General features: G+C 69.9%; 9 protein-coding genes. 1 reads left to right on the forward strand and 8 read right to left on the reverse strand.

Going from position 1 to position 13,733, the window contains the following annotated elements:
* Window positions 1-158: 158 nt before the first annotated feature.
* The 4 genes from LY71_RS22420 to LY71_RS22435 form a co-directional block, all read right to left on the reverse strand.
* Window positions 159-1,709 (reverse strand): aminoglycoside phosphotransferase family protein, encoded by a 1,551-nt coding sequence (locus tag LY71_RS22420; RefSeq protein ID WP_106282020.1) that lies wholly within the window; start codon window positions 1,707-1,709, stop codon window positions 159-161.
* A gap of 244 nt (window positions 1,710-1,953) precedes the next feature.
* Window positions 1,954-3,435, reverse strand: a complete 1,482-nt coding sequence (locus tag LY71_RS22425) for a lipopolysaccharide biosynthesis protein (protein ID WP_170121451.1) — start codon at window positions 3,433-3,435, stop codon at window positions 1,954-1,956.
* Window positions 3,436-3,465: 30 nt separating this feature from the next.
* On the reverse strand, window positions 3,466-4,929 hold the full coding sequence (locus LY71_RS22430; RefSeq protein WP_170121452.1) for a tyrosine-protein kinase domain-containing protein: 1,464 nt from the start codon (window positions 4,927-4,929) through the stop codon (window positions 3,466-3,468).
* Window positions 4,930-5,307: 378 nt separating this feature from the next.
* A complete protein-coding gene (locus LY71_RS22435; protein WP_106282027.1) occupies window positions 5,308-6,807 on the reverse strand; it encodes a hypothetical protein in 1,500 nt (499 codons plus the stop codon).
* A 206-nt stretch (window positions 6,808-7,013) separates the two neighbouring features.
* Here LY71_RS22435 and LY71_RS22440 point away from each other — a divergent pair, with 206 nt between their 5' ends.
* On the forward strand, window positions 7,014-8,477 hold the full coding sequence (locus tag LY71_RS22440) for an O-antigen ligase family protein (protein ID WP_170121453.1): 1,464 nt from the start codon (window positions 7,014-7,016) through the stop codon (window positions 8,475-8,477).
* Between the two features lie 73 nt (window positions 8,478-8,550).
* Here the strand turns inward: LY71_RS22440 and LY71_RS22445 are convergent, their stop codons facing one another.
* From LY71_RS22445 to LY71_RS22460, 4 genes are all read right to left on the reverse strand, one after another.
* Window positions 8,551-9,297, reverse strand: a complete 747-nt coding sequence (locus tag LY71_RS22445; RefSeq protein WP_170121454.1) for a WecB/TagA/CpsF family glycosyltransferase — start codon at window positions 9,295-9,297, stop codon at window positions 8,551-8,553.
* A gap of 22 nt (window positions 9,298-9,319) precedes the next feature.
* Window positions 9,320-10,330 (reverse strand): glycosyltransferase family 4 protein, encoded by a 1,011-nt coding sequence (locus LY71_RS22450; RefSeq protein WP_106282033.1) that lies wholly within the window; start codon window positions 10,328-10,330, stop codon window positions 9,320-9,322.
* On the reverse strand, window positions 10,327-11,268 hold the full coding sequence (locus LY71_RS22455) for a glycosyltransferase family 2 protein (RefSeq protein WP_170121455.1): 942 nt from the start codon (window positions 11,266-11,268) through the stop codon (window positions 10,327-10,329). The genes LY71_RS22450 and LY71_RS22455 overlap by 4 nt, the downstream gene beginning before the upstream one ends.
* Window positions 11,269-12,294: 1,026 nt before the next feature.
* A complete protein-coding gene (locus LY71_RS22460; protein ID WP_106282037.1) occupies window positions 12,295-13,518 on the reverse strand; it encodes a glycosyltransferase in 1,224 nt (407 codons plus the stop codon).
* Window positions 13,519-13,733 lie beyond the last annotated feature (215 nt).

The following is a 13,733-nucleotide window of genomic DNA, read 5'->3' on the forward strand; positions in this document are numbered from 1 at the left end:
CAGGACTACGCCGCCCGCCGACGAGCCGAAGGCCTGAGCAACCTCGAGATCATCCGCTGCCTCAAGCGCTACATCGCCCGCGAGATCCACCACGTACTGACCGCTTGACGAGGCATAGGAGCATCTCAGGCGGCCGGACCGCAGGGCCGGGGACCCGCTCAATCCCCCAGTTCGCCACGTCCGGCGGACTCCACGGCGAGGCGCCAGAGCCTCGTCTCGCGCTCCAAGCGGACCGCCGCATCCACGGCCGCCGACGGGCGGAGGCCGTTGCCGCTTGGGTCCAGCAGGAGCCGATCGACCAGCGTGGCAGCTGTACGGGCCCAGGTCATGACCACGAGCCGTCCCCACGACCTCGGATCTACTCCCCGGTGCCGGAGGTGCTCGCGGAGGACCGGCACCGCCCAGGCGTCGGGGCCGACGAAGGCGGCCCGGAAGGCCGCCACCTGTGCGGACCAGGTGGAGGCAGACCACCTGGACTCGCTGAGGAACTGGAGGAAGAAGACCAGATCGTGACCGGGCACGCCCTCCGTCGTCGAGCGCTCCCAGTCGACGACCCCGAGGCTGGAGTCCCGGGCTCCGAAGTAGAGGTTCGGGAACGCCAGGTCGCCGTGCTCGAAGATCGCCGGCAACGGCACCGACCGGAGCGGCGCCAGCAACTCGTGGGTGCGGGCGCAGAGGACGGCTGTCTCCCCGTCCAGTGGTGCGAGCTCGGTCAGCCGCGCGAGGGGTCGCTCGACCGCCTGGACGTACCAGTCGGTGTTGCTCTCAGCGGGACGGACGACGGGGAGCGCATCGATGAACGAGGTGCCCGCCGCCAGAACGGTCCGGAAGTGGCGGCGGGCCTGTGGGGGGCTCAGTACGGTGCCTCGGACCGCCGACTCCGCCAGCAAGGTCAGCCCGTCGCACGCCACCGTTCCGAGGACCGCAGGAACGCGCAGCCGATTGGGGTCGAGGTGAGCGGCGAGGCGCAGCAGCATGTCGGCCTCGCGGCGGACGCCCTGGCTGTCCCCGGGCTGACGCGGCACCTTGACCACCAGTCGAGGCCGACTCTCCCCCTTGGCGTACACCAGGACCACCACGTGCCGGGAGGTCACGAACCGAGGTGTCAGGAACGCCGTCTCCAGCGCTGTCCCCAGCCCCACCGCGCCCAGGTCCAGCCGGTCGAGGTTCTCGACCAGGATCCGCTCGACGAGGTTCGTCCCGCCTCCCGGCAGCACCTCCGGGAGGCGGCCGACCACGCTCCCCTCGGCGATGAGCGCGGGGAGCAGACCCGTCCCCACGGCGGCACGGGTCGTCACGGCCAGGATGCGCCTGAAGCGGTTGCCCTGGTGCTGGTCGAGGGCGTGACGCACCGCACCGTGGGCCTCGACCGGGATGATCCTGGCCGACCTGGCGATCGTGCGGGCATGCCAGTTCACCCTGACATCCGCCAGCCCAGCCTCCGCAAAGGCCCGCCGCCACCCCGTCAGCGTCCGCGGGCCCGCCAGTCGGCGCAGGGATCGGCGCACTTCGGCGTAGACCGAGGCTCCGGAACGGCATGCCGCTGCTGCTCGCTCCAGGTCCTTCGATGGCGGGTCGACGAGGACGACCAGGCTCGCGGTCCCTCTCACGGCCTCCCAGTCCCGATCCGACACCACGTGGTGGACGGGGCGACCCAGCAGCGGTAGTGCTGAGCGCAGTTCCTCGTCCGGGCGGCCGGCGAGGACCACCGGTCCGGAGCCCAGTGCGGGCAGCAGGAGGCGCCAGTCCAGCCTCCGCCATAGGTGCAGTGGGAGCGGAGGGGACTGCGCTGCGGTCTTGAGCGGCCGGCGCGCCACGACCGACAGCAGTCGAGGACGGCTCCCCGGATCGTCACTCGGGGGCGCAGAGCCCATGGGACTCCGATCGTCTGGTCACCGGTCGGATGGGAGCGTCACGTTAATCGACTCCGGAGCTGTGGGACGCGGTCGCGGCTCAGGTGGTCACCGAGCGCCGGCACAGGAGGCCGATGACGTCCTTGACCAGGGCCGGTTGGGCGACCAACAGGACGGCAACCGCCGCAGCGCCTCCGCCGGTGACCGCCACGACGAGAGTGAGTGCCGGCGGCAGCGGCAGGTGGGCGAGGAGTCCCGCCACCACGGCGACGGCAGGAGCCACCGAAGCCGCGGGCGCCAGGGCGGAGAGCAGGCGCCGTGCGTCCAACTGCAGCACGTGGAGGGCCACGGCCTGCATGGCGATGGCGAACACCGCAGCGAGGACCACCTGGGCCCAGGCCACACCGTCGATGCCCCACCTCGTCGCGAAGAGGAGGACCGGCACGAGGACGACCAGGCGGATCACCGAGATCACGAGCGGGATACCGGGACGCCCGAGGGCCTTGTAGACCTCGTTGGCCCCACCGCCGATCGTTCGCAGCGCCGCGTACAGGGCAAGAGCGGTGAGAGCCCCGGCCGCAGGAGCCCAGGCCTCCCCGAAGAGCACGCGGACGGCCAGGGGAGCCGTCACCGCGAGGCCCACACCAGCTGCGACCCCGTAGAGCGACTGCAACCTGATGCTGAACAGATAGCCGCGACGCAGTCGTTCCGGATCGGATCGAGCGTGCGTGAACAACGGGAACGTCACGGACAGGAGGACGAAGAAGACGTTGAGGATGACCAGTTCAGGGAGCTTGAACGCGAACGTGTAGTACGCCAACTGTTCGGCGCCCAGCTGTCTGCCGATGACGAGGTAGTCGGCGTCGAAGACGAACTTCCCGAGGAGGGACGCACCGGCCACCGGGATGCCGTAGGCCAGGACAGCACGGACGTCTGACCGGGTGGTGCGCCACAGCAGGGCGTCGGGGCGCACGGGGAGGACGATCCACGAGACCACGGTGGCGACCGTGCTGCCGACGACAGCGCCCCATGCGATCGCCCAGGGCCCGGCGCCCGCCGCAGCCAGCCCGATGGAGGTCGCCCCCGTGGCCACCGCGCTGACGACCCTCGCCACGGTGATCCGGGAGAAGAGCAGGTCACGGCGGAGCAGGGCATCCGGCACGGAACCGAGCGAGGACGCGAGCAGCGAGACGGCACACAACCGAACCAGGGGTTCGACGTCCGGACGCTGGAAGAACGCGGCGACCAGCGGCGCGGACACCATCGCGACGGCCACGAGGAGCACTCCGACCAGCAGGGCGCACGACATCGCCGCACGGACGGTCGGAGAACTCCGGGGGAGGTACACGAGCGCCTGGGCCACCCCCGCGTCCGCCACGGTCTGGGCATACGCGACGAACACCAGGGCGAGGGCGACCAGGCCGTACTGCTCCGGTGCGAGAAGTCGGGCGAGGACGACGGTCGTGACGAGAACGGCCGCCTTCGACAGCGCGAATGCGAGCCCCTGCCAGAGAGCGCTCCTGGCGCCCGCTCGGCGTAGGTCGTCTCGCGCGGGGACATCCTGGGTAGCCGACGACCTCACCTCCCGGCGCGTGCTGGTCGGTGCCAGGAGTCAGCCTTCCTGTTCCGTGGCGAACATCCGACGGGGCCGCGCGTGCCGACTGCTCGACTTGACCCGCCAGAACGTCCGCTGAGGGACGGCTCCGTCCCGCGGATCCTCCACCCGCCCCCTCTCGGCGCCGTAGCCGTAGCCGTACGCGGTGGCCACCTCGTCCTGCGGCGGGAGGATGTTGAGGATTGCGCCGAGCGTCGTGGCCCCCACCCGCGACAGCGTGGCCGCAGCCTGCTGCAGCTGGTCCTTCCGCGTGCTGCCGTATCGGACGGACAGGAGGACGCCGTCCACCTTGGGCGCGAGCCCGATGGCGTCCGCCACTGGGAGGATCGGAGGCACGTCGATGATGACGTAGTCGTTGGTCTTGCGGAGCTTCTCGATGAGCCTCGCCATGTTGCTCGAGGCGAGCATCTCACCGGGGTTCGGTGGTGTGGGACCGGCGGCGATCACCGACAGGCGCTCGACGTACAGCTGCTTGACGTCGTCGACGTCCGCGGTACCCGCGAGGACGTTGGTCAGCCCGACACCTCCGGAAAGACCGAGGTAGGTCGTCACCTCCGGCTGCCGCAGGTCGGCGTCGACCGCGGTCACCCGCTGCCCGGCGGCGGCGAGCGCCAGAGCCAGGTTGACGACGGCGGTCGTCTTGCCCTCCGACGGCATCGCGCTGGACACCATGATCACTCTCGGTGGCGCGTCGACCTTGAGGAACTGGAGATTGGTCCGCAGCTGCCGGTAGTCCTCCGCCGTCCGACTGTTCCCGCGGCGGTCGGCGACGTGCCTCCTCTTGAGGTCGTCGTCACGGACGACTGCGCCGATCACAGGGGCGCCCACGAGCTCTGCCGTCTCATGCGGGTCCTTGACGGTCCGATCCAGACGCGCGCGAGTGATCGCGAGACCGATGCCGGCCAACAGTCCGATGGCCAGCCCCAGGGCGGCGTTGCGACGCGGCCGCGGTGACACCGGGGTGACCGGCTCCTCGGGACGCTCTGTGACCGTCACCTTCACCGGTGACCGCCCTCCGCCGTCGGGGGTCTCCAACTCGGTCACCAGTCGGGGGAACTCCTGTCCGACCGCCTCCGCAAGGCGCTGCGCCTGTCCCGCCGACGAGTCCGTGACCGAGACGTCGATCAACACGGTGTTCGAGGCCGCGGTCGCCGATATCCGCTGCACGAGCTCGTCGGGTTCCATGTCCAGAGCGAGGCCGGCGACGATCCGTCCGGCCAGCTCGTCGCCGGTGAGGAGCCGGACGTAGGACTCGACCCTCTCCTGGGAGAACTGGCTGCCCTGGTACGCATCCGACGTCGACGCAGACTCCGTGCTCGAGACGAAGAACTGTGTGGAGGACTCGTACACCGGAGTCTGGAGCAGGCTCCCCCCCAGCCCGGCAGCTCCGCCGGAGAGCATGCCGACGACGAGCAACCACCACCCTGAGCGGAGCGCGGTGAGCACTTGTCGGAGGTCCATGTCGCTCCAATCCGTCCGCTGCGCCATCCGTCATCGCAGGGGATCCGAATCGGGGACCCTAGGTCATCGCCGTGCGATGTGGTGACCCGCGAACTGCGGCAAGTCCCCCGTCGCGGTGGTACGCGTCCCCGAAGGCGGTCACCGGGAGCTCTGGATCCTCGCCTGACCGGGCCGCGGCACCGTCCGCTGCCCACAAAGTGGGGATCTCGTCGTCGGAGGGCAGGCGTACCAGGACCGGTGCTCGGCTCCGTCCAGCCTCCCTGCCCGCGTCGTCCGGTCGTCCGCGTTCGTGCTGCCGGGCGAGGGACGCATCAACCGATCGACGGTGTGCTTGGTCCTGCTGCCCGTGTGCGACGCGGCGCAGAGCAGGTGATGGAGTCAGTACTCGATCCCGGCGTTGTCGGTTGAGTGCCGGCGCCTCAGCGTGACACCCGAGGCGACGGAATCGGCGCCGGTGAACGTGGCCCCCGTGAAGTCGTTGCTCTCGAAGACCACGAGGTCGCCCTCGCCGCCTCCGCCGTCGGCCCCCGCCTGCAACTTCTGCGCGAAGGTCCCGCTGACCGACATCTCCCGGACCAGGAGTCGACGCACCGTCGAATCCGTCCGGATCAGCGCCTGCGAGTGCGCAATGTCGCCTGCCTCGAGGATCGCGTCACCGTGGATCGACATGATCGCCGGAGCGCCGTCCTTGACCCAGTAGAGGTCCTGCACGACCTGCCCTACGGCGGGGCTGAAGTGATAACTGTTGTCGGTGAACCTGACCACGGCCCCGGGATGCGACTGGTAGGTCATGACGCCGATCGTCTGGTCGGCCGGATTGCCGGCGGTCCACTCGACCCGGCAGTTCCTGACGTGGAGCGCTCCCAGGGGCGGCTTGACCTCGTTGTGGTTGTAGACGACGAACGGGATGGCCCGGCCGCTGGAGTTGTTCGCCGTGTAGACGAAGGTGCAGTTGTCCACCGTGACGTTGCGGGCCCCGGTCAGATAGCAACTGGTGTTGTACAGGACGACGTCCCGGACCGTGACGTTGTCGAACGAGGCGTCCCCGATCGGCTCGATGTCGATGAATCCATCCGCACTGTGCCCGGGCCGGTCCGCGGTGAAGGCTCGGCCGTTCGCGACGTAGACGGTGGCGCCTGGAGCGGTCCTCGTGGCGACAGCCGACACGATCGCGCCTGTCCGGCCGGTGAAGGTGGCGTCGTAGTCGAAGTCGGTGAGGGAGAACCGACCGGCGTCCGGTACATACAACGACCCATCAATGACTGACGGGTCATCTCCCTCGGAGATCCACCGAATCCGGTGCGCCGAGAAGTCCTTGGGGAGTGCATAGGTCAACTTCGGCGAGCACGCGTACACCGTCACATGGTCGAGGTGCAGGTTGGTGCAGTCACGGAAGATGGAGAACAGGTTCGCGTCGGGTGCCGTAATGGAGAGATCACGTAATGTGACGTCGTGGAGCCCGTTGATGGCGGAGTAGCTCTCCGACCACGGCCCAGTGTAGGTGAACTTGAGCGTGGCCCCGTTCCCGACGATCCGACCCGTGAACCCCGTTTGACTGATGGCGTCGCGGGCAGCGATGACGTACGTGGCACCACTCCGGAGGTGGACGTCCCGCCGCCCCACACACAGCGCGGCGAGCGTCGCCGAGTCGTCCTCGCCCGACGGTTCGGGGGCGGTCACCGCCAGGCCCTGGTTCACGGGCTCCCCCGGGCCGGGATCGTCACGGACCCGGCTGTCCAACCCGGCAGCGACCGCACTGGCCGCGAGCACACCGCCCGCACCGACGACCCCTCCCCGCACGAACAAGCGGCGGCGACTGATCGATGAGCGCTGACCAGGCTGGTCCTCGGTCTGCCCCTCCGCACTCCACCAGGCCATGTGCTCATGATGCCGCCGTCCTGGGCCAGCGGTCCTCACAGCCGCTGCACTGCAGAGGCCACCCGAGCGAGTGCGGCACGGTGTCCCGGCGAGGATCGGCGGAGCTCGGACCGGGCTCGCGCAGCCGTCCCGGCGATACGCTTGCCACGATGGGACACGGGATGGCCGTGCGAGGCCGGGGTGCGGCGTGGCTGGTCCTCACTGCGGTGATCGCCACGACGCTCGCGATGGGGCTCGTCCTCCAACCCCTCCTCGGCGCGGCCGCCGTCGGGCTCCTCGTCGTCGCCGGCTGGCTGCAGGTGTGTCACAGGCGACCGGCGGTCGCTCTCACCTTCATCACCGCCACCATCGTCTTCAGCTCACACGTGTTCGCCATGGCCCACGTCGCGGGGGTCCCGAGCTCACTGATCCGGCCCATGATCGGCGCCAAGGACCTGCTCGCCTGGACCCTCTTGGCCGTCCTGGCGCTCAGGGCCATGCAGGAGAGGCGGCAGAGCTGGGCGGTCCCGCTCCTCGTCGGCGCCTTCCTCACGCTCGGCGGCGTGGTGTACGTGCTCTTCGATTCGCCCGCTCCCCTGGCGGTGCAGCTGGCAGCTATGCGAGGTGCTTCGTTACCCGTCCTGTCGCTGGGCTGCGTGGCCCTGCTCAGCCGGGACGAGCGGCGGCGTGTCGCTGTGGCGTCCGTCTACGTGGTGTTGATCGGTGCGGTCTACGCCCTGGTCGAGCTGGCCCTCCCACGGTCCTTCGTCTCCGAGACGGTCGGCGTGGGGCGGTACTGGGTCGAGGTCAAGGACCAGCCCCTGTTCGTCGACCCCCTGACCGACCTCCCGGGCAACTTCTTCACGTCCGCGGGCTTCCCCCGGTTGACCGGCACGTTCGGCGACCCGCTGTCGGCCGGCGAGATGCTCGGTGGCGCTCTCGTCCTCGCCGTGGCGTACCGGTCGGCGCTGCGACACCCCCTTCTCGTGACCCTGCCGATCACGGCGGCGTTGCTGCTCAGCTTCACCAGGAACGGCTGGCTGCTGGCCGCGGCCGGGGTCACCGCGCTGGCCGCTGTCCAGTACGGCGTCGGCCGGGCGCTGCTCAGGATGGCAGCCATCGTGGTCGCGATCGTGATCGCCAGTGCGGCGATCCGACCTCTGGGCGACTACCTCGGTGGCATCCTGAGCGGCGACGACGCGTCGACCCTGGGACACCACTCGGCCCTCGAGTACAGCTTGCAGCTGTTCCAGAACTTCCCGTTCTTCGGGCACGGATGGGGCACCGGGGGATCGGCCGCCCTCAACACCTATGCCGAGGCGGTCACGGCAGAGAACGCCTACGTCGCCGTCCTGACCCAGACCGGCTGGTTGATCGGCATGATGGTGAGCTTCCTGGTCCTCTGGCTGTGCCATCTGGCCGTGCGCAACCAGCCGCTGGCTGCGATTGGGGCGACGGTCCTCCTGGTACAGGCGGTGACCGCCTTCATCAGTGAGAACGTCCTGACCTTCAATGCGGGTTTCTTCCCCTTCCTGACGGCGGGACTGGTCGCCGCGGGAGATCCGGTCCGCGGACTGGCCGAGCGCACGTTCCCTCGCGCTGGCGTTGGCCGGGATTCACCGGAGGGCCGGGCGGTGCCCCGGACGGGTCCGGCCGATCAGTGCACACCCGCCTCACCGGCCAGCACTTGACGGCCGGCCCGCCCCCGCTCGGGTGCCTCGCACCCGCCGCTCGGGACAGGCAGGCGGGCGCTCACGATGCCGCTCAGGCCGGCTTGCTCGACAACCAGCGCGGCCGCGTCTGCTCCACCAGGGACCGCGCGAAGGCGCCTGCGGGCAGGACGTATCTCGGCAGCACCCGACGAGGGTCGAGCGCCATGCGCCAGATGCCCTCCAGGCACAACCTGCGCACGATGACCGGCGCCCGTCTCTGATGACCGCTCAGGAAGTCGACGGCACCCCCGAGGCAGAGGATCACCCCGTGCGGTAGGTGGCGCGCCAAGCGCATCCCGAAGACCTCCTGCCGGGGCGCGCCGTAGGCCAGGACGAGGATGTCGACGCCTTCCTGGTGAGCACGTCTCGCGAGGTGCTCAGCCAGCGACTCGGAGAGTGATTCGTGATAGGCGTCGTCGATGACCCGCATGTCCACTCCGGGGTGAGTGAGGCGACAACGTCGGACCGCCTCAGCGGGACCCTGACCTCCGATGATGCCGATGCGGACCTGCCCCTCGGCGGCACCGGCTACCAAGTTCTTGAGGAGGTCGCTCCCGGTGACGCGAGGGACCACTCGTCGCGCCGCGATGCTGCCCACGACCGCAATCGGCCACCCGTCAGCCAGCACGAGGTTGGCCCGTGCACAGGCACGACGGAAGTCCGGATGCCGCTCCCACACGGAGTACATGGACAGGTTGGGCGTCACCACGAGACGTGCCGACTGGCCCGCCGCCCCCCACCGCAGCACGGTCTCGTACGCGGCCCGCGGGGTCATGAGGGACACGTCGAAGTAGCCCACCCGCTGGCGGCGAACCGGAGAGTCAGCCCTCGACCCTGGCACTGGCATAGGCAGCGCAGGCCTGTCGCGCCGTGTCGGCCCAGCTCCTCGTGCGGGCAGCCATGACCGCGGACGCAGGTGGAGATCCACCTGCCGCCGCCGTCCGTAGCCCCTGAGCGATGCTCTCGGGATCCAGGGGGTCGACGAATATCCCCGCTCCATGCGACACCTCCCGGAAGACCTCGAGGTCCGAACACACGACCGGTGTCCCCTGTGCGAGCGACTCGAGGATGGGAAGCCCGAACCCCTCGTAGAGGGAGACCAGGGCCGTCGCCGATGCCCCGGCGTAGAGCCCCGCCAGCATGTCGTCGTCGACGTCCGAGAGCAATGAGGTCCCCGCTGGCATCTGACCCCAGGCCCTCCTCCCGACGAGTACGAGGTCGTGACTCTCCGCCAGGCCGGACATCCGGAAGGCCTCCAGGAGACGACCGATGTTCTTCCGCGGCTCGATCGCCGCCACCGAGAGGAGGTATGGACGGTCCCTCCCTGGCCGCCGGCCGGGTTCGCAGATCGGCAGATCAGAGGCCAGCGACGCGACGAAGAGACGGTCGGCCGGGACGTCGAAGCAGGACTGGACCTCCCGTGCCACGGCCTGGCTCACGGTGAGGATGGTGGCGCGTCGCACCGCTGTCTCGGCCCACTTGCGATACACCGCTCCACCGAGCCGCGAGGCCGTTTCGGGATATCTCCACCAGGTCAGGTCGTGGAGCGTGTACACCAACCGGCGCCCTAGCGCACGGCTGACCGTCGGCGGCGGTGGAAAGGTCGGGTAGTGCACCGGCGTCCCGGCGTGCCTCCGCAGGAGGATCGAGGGCTGGACCATGTTGACTGCGGGCAGGACCACCTCCCCGCGCCATCGCGGACCGACGTAGTCGGCGATCCGGAGCTGATCGTGCAGTGCGAAGCGCAGGCTGCGGCTGTAGCGCTCCCATCCGGAGTGCCGGCTGGCCACAGCCGATCTCGCGTCGAAGACCAGATCGACGGCGGCGGTCAAACTGGACCTCCGACCGATGCTCCCGGATCTCGTTGGAGCCGCCTGACAGCGACGATGCCGGCCAATAGGCCCTGAACCGAACGCTTGCACTTCTTCAGCCGGTAGCGCCGCTCCCTGAGCAGCGGCCTCCCCAACAGCCGCGCGGTCTCGAGCAGCCCCGGGCCGATCAGCATGGCCACGAGGCCCCGGTGAGCCGTGGACCAGCTGACCACGAGCCGGTTCCGCTGCACGTAGAAGAAGAACTTGTCCGACCGGTCATCGACCGATCCGCCCTGCTCGTGCCACAGCCGGGCACCTCCGACCACCAGCATCGGGATCCCCAGTTGCGCGGCCCGCATGCTGAGGTCCACGTCCTCCCAGTAGAGGAACAGATCCTCCCGGAAGCCGCCGAGGCGTTGAAAGGTGTCAACGCGCGTCATCAACGCCGTGCCGGTGAGGAAGCTCGCCGGTCGTGTGACCTCGTCCAGCGTCTCCGTCCGCTCCCGGTACCCGAGGTGCTCCGCACGACCGCGCCGCGCATCCAGGCGACCTCCGCTGAACCAGACCTGTTCGTCGGGCGGCCGGCCGGACGTGATGGCCGGAGAGACGAGGGCATCGGGGTGCTGCTCGAGCACCTTCAGGAGGTGGGTCAGGCAGCCCTCGCGGACCTCGACGTCCGGGTTGAGGATCCACACGCTGTCGCAACCCAACCGCTGCGCCTCGTGGACCCCTCGGTTCACGCCTGCACCGAATCCCGCGTTGCACGGGGACTGGAGGACGCTGACGCGCCCGTCATCGCGTGCGATGTCGGCGAGCTGCGTCCTCTCGTGTTCGCTGTCGAGGTCGTTGTTGACGACCACGATGCGTGCCACCTCCGACGTCGGAGGCACTGTCGTTAGGCACCCGCGGAGGATGTCCGCCGACCTGTAGTTCACGATCACGATCGCGAGCTGCGACATCACACCCCATCTCCGGCAGCGCGGGCAGTGCTCAGGCTCACTTCACGGTCCCGATCGAGAGCAGTGGACCGACGGCCCTCCTGCACGGGACCGATCGGTCACTCACCGACACCGTCTCGACCGGACCCGCCCACGAGTGACCAGCGGAGCCTGCCACGCTGCAGGTCCCTGTGGGCCACCACGACGGGTCGTCCCATGACTCCGTCCGCCCGGCGACGGAACGGCTCAACTCCGGACACGGGGCGGTCCACCTGCCACGGTCCGTCCCCGATCGGACTGCGACGCACCGGCGAAACAGCCGCCCGGCGCCCCGCAGGCTGCGCACGTGCGGACGGCGGCGACCGGCTGCACATACGTGGTGGGCGAGTCCGACGGTGCGGCCGCACGTCGGCCGGGCGTCCCGTTCGACGTCGACCCCGACTGGAACTCGCAACGCGGCGCCGCTTCCATGCCATCCTCAGCTCGTGTCCGGTCGCAGACGGCGACAGATCGGCTTCAGCGACGCCCGGTGCGACATCTGCGGGACCAGCGGTCTCCCGGTCTTCGAGTCGCGACTGCCTCGGCGGGGGCTGGCTCTGGTCAATCCCTGGTGGCGCGAGCGTCGCCGGACCTACGAGCAGTGCCCCTCGTGCGGGGTGAAGTACCGGCTCGAAGCGGGACGCCGGGTCTGAGTTGCGCCCCTCCGACGAGAAGAGGTCCGACTCCCGCTGTGGGGTGGCGGACGTCGCCTGCACCAAGGCCGTGGACGGCCGGAGATCGCCCAGCTCCGTCGCCATGCCGATCAGGCCGTGACCATGGCGACCACGCTGTCGGGAGGGCGACAGGAGTACGCGAGCAGGACGGGGCTCCAGAACGAGACGACGGACCTGGCTTCCTTCCCGCGACCCACTGCAGTCCGCGGCGCGCAGCCGATCGGCTGGGGCCGCAGGACGGGGGTCCGATCGCGTCATGGGTCGGGACCCGCCGCGAGGTCCCGTTCCCCGACGTCCCGTTCCCCGGCGTCCCCCGCAAGCAGCGACATCGGGGTCAATCCCCGTGGTCCCCGGTCGAGGCCTGGCGCATCAGGCCGTCATAGAGCTCCTGCAGCCTCCGGACGAACGCCGCTTCCGAGTACCGTTCCTGCACGATGTCCGTGACGTGCGCGCGCCGCTCCGCCTCGACACCCCCGCGGAGAGCACGGAGCACCTCCTCGGCGAACACGGCAGGGTCGTCCGCGATGGCTGCGCCCTCCGCCGCCTCGGGGATCCCCTCCGCGCCGACCGTCGTCGTCACCACGGGCACACCCCACGACAGCGCGGTGATGGTCTTGAACTTCACCCCGGCCCCCTGCAGGAGAGGGATGACCACGACATCCGCCTGTCGATACGCCTCATCGAGGTCGTCGCGATAGCCCCACAGGACGACGTCGTCCCGGCCGGTCGTCCTGCGACCGAGGTCGGCACTCGGACCGGCACCGGAGATGTGGAACTGGGCATTGGCTGCATCGCGTCGCACCCGCGGCCAGACCTCACGGAGGAACCAGTGCACGGCCTCGTCGTTCTCCGGCCGGTACAGCGCCCCGACGAAGGCCACGACCGGCGGCGTCCCCACTGGGCGAGCACCAGTCCGTGCGGGAGAGGCCGTCGCCACGGGGGGCGCCAGGACCTCGGTGACGACGCCCGGAGCGAGCTGGCGCACCAAGGAGGCGTCCTTGTTGCTGAACGTGATCACGACATCGAGTTGGGAGAGCACCCGCCGCTCCTGCACACGGATCCAGCGTCGATAGGCCCGTCGCACCGGCTCCGGCAGGGGGAGAGCCGAGACCCGGCGGCTCTGGCGCTGGGAGATGACGTCGTGTGCGATGCCCACCAACGGGGTCTTGCCGGCGTACCTCCTCACCACCCTGGCGAGGCCGAAGGTGTCGGTCCACTGGAACTCGACGACCCCTGCTTCGCGCAGGCTCTGCTGGAGCGTCACGTCGTGCCGGATGTGGTCGGCCAGGGCTCGACTCGCAGTGATGGCCGTCGACTTCCGGCGCACCCGCCAGGCCAGCTGCGAGACCGTCCACCGGTTGTAAGGCCGGACCAGCGCCACCCGGACCCGGTCCGGACGCGGGCGCACGTCCACCCCCCGGTCGTTCGCGGCCGAGTTCTCCGCCACCATGAGGACGGGCCACCGATCAGCCAGAGCCGACGTGTGTCGCAGCACGTACTCCCCGCCGGCATGGTCGATGCCGGGGTACGGGATCGCCCAGGTGAAGGTCACGATCACCGGCGACGGTCCGTTCACGTGTCCAACTCGTGAGCCCCTGCGCTGACGGCGGATCGATCGGGCGGCCTCTCCGTCGGCTCAGCGATCTGACCCCGCCCGTCGGGGCGCGTCGGTGCGGGTCCGGGTCTCCTTCGTACGGCACCGTGCGACCAGCCCGTCAGACCTGCTTCGCCGCTCCACACGCGACCATGATCCCTGCTCGCGCCGGCGCATCG

Origin of the sequence: Geodermatophilus tzadiensis (assembly GCF_003002915.1) — a bacterium.
In the GTDB taxonomy this organism is placed as follows: Bacteria; Actinomycetota; Actinomycetes; order Mycobacteriales; family Geodermatophilaceae; genus Geodermatophilus; species Geodermatophilus tzadiensis.